This window comes from Allobosea eneae, assembly GCF_042657265.1.
Classification (GTDB): Bacteria; Pseudomonadota; Alphaproteobacteria; order Rhizobiales; family Beijerinckiaceae; genus Allobosea; species Allobosea eneae.
Map to the genome: position 1 here is coordinate 1 of NZ_JBHSLW010000103.1, position 1097 is coordinate 1097.

Below are 1097 nucleotides of genomic sequence, written 5' to 3' on the forward strand. Positions count from 1 at the left end.
TCCGACACGGTCGCGACCGCGGAACTTCGTCTTGTCCTGCCCGGCAACCGTCTTGATCCAGCCGAACGCCTCCTCGATGCGCTTCCTGATGCGCTGGCTGGCGGCATAGCCGCCGTGCCGGGTCGTGCGGCTGTCGATCGCCGATCGGCGACCGCTGGTGTTCCGCGCCACGTGCGGCGTCACCTTCATCGAGCGCAACTCGTTGACGAAATCCTGCGTGTCGTAAGCCTTGTCGGCGCCGAGCGTGATCCGCCGGGGCCGATCGGCCAAAGGCTCGATCATGTGCAGCGCCGCCACCCGTTCGGCCTGTCCGTCGGCGAAGGTCAGGCAGGCATCGACCAGAAGGCCATGGCGGTTCTCCATCAGACCATGCCCTATGAAGCACAGCTTCGCCTCCTTGCCTTTGCCCTTTTTGTAAAGCCTCGCGTCGGGGTCGGTCGTCGAGGCATGCGTGTCATTGCTCCGCTTCTGGCCGTGGAAATCGGCTTCGGCGTTGCGCCCGCCGGCCCCGGCCGGCGGCTCGGCCGGACCATCTTTCGGCCTGACGCTCTTCATCGACGCCCAGGCCTCGATCAACGTCCCATCCACCGAGAAGTGATCGCTCGACAGGAGCCGCTTGACCCTGGGCTGGGCCAGAACAGCTGCCAGGAACTTCGCGGCGATGTCACCTTCCAGCAGCCTGTCGCGGTTCTTGGAGAACGTCGAGTGGTCCCATGCGGGATCGTCCACGCCGATGCCGACGAACCAGCGGAACAGAAGATCGTATTCCAGCCGCTCCATCAGGAGCCGCTCCGAGCGGATCGAATAGAGCGCCTGAAGGAGCATCGCCCGCAGCAGCTTCTCCGGCGGGATCGACGGCCGCCCGATCGGAGAATAGAGCGCCGCAAACTCGCCTTTCAGCGCGCCGAGTGCCTCGTTCACGATCGCCCGGACCGCCCGCAGCGGATGGTCGCGCCGAACCCGCGCTTCAAGATCGACGTAGCTGAAAAGCTCGCCCGTCCGATTGTCGTCACCGCGCATGCACCGATCTCCGAACCCCTTCGAAGACAATGAATCACGCCGAATGCCCTGCGGCGAGCGGGTTTTTCAACAGCCTG

At 65.0% G+C, this 1097-nt stretch carries 1 protein-coding gene; it reads right to left on the reverse strand.

What is annotated here, in order from left to right; all coding sequences use genetic code 11:
• The coding region (locus ACFPOB_RS29705; protein WP_377801778.1) for an IS5 family transposase at positions 1 to 1020 on the reverse strand (1020 nt) is incomplete at its 3' end.
• Positions 1021 to 1097: the final 77 nt, after the last annotated feature.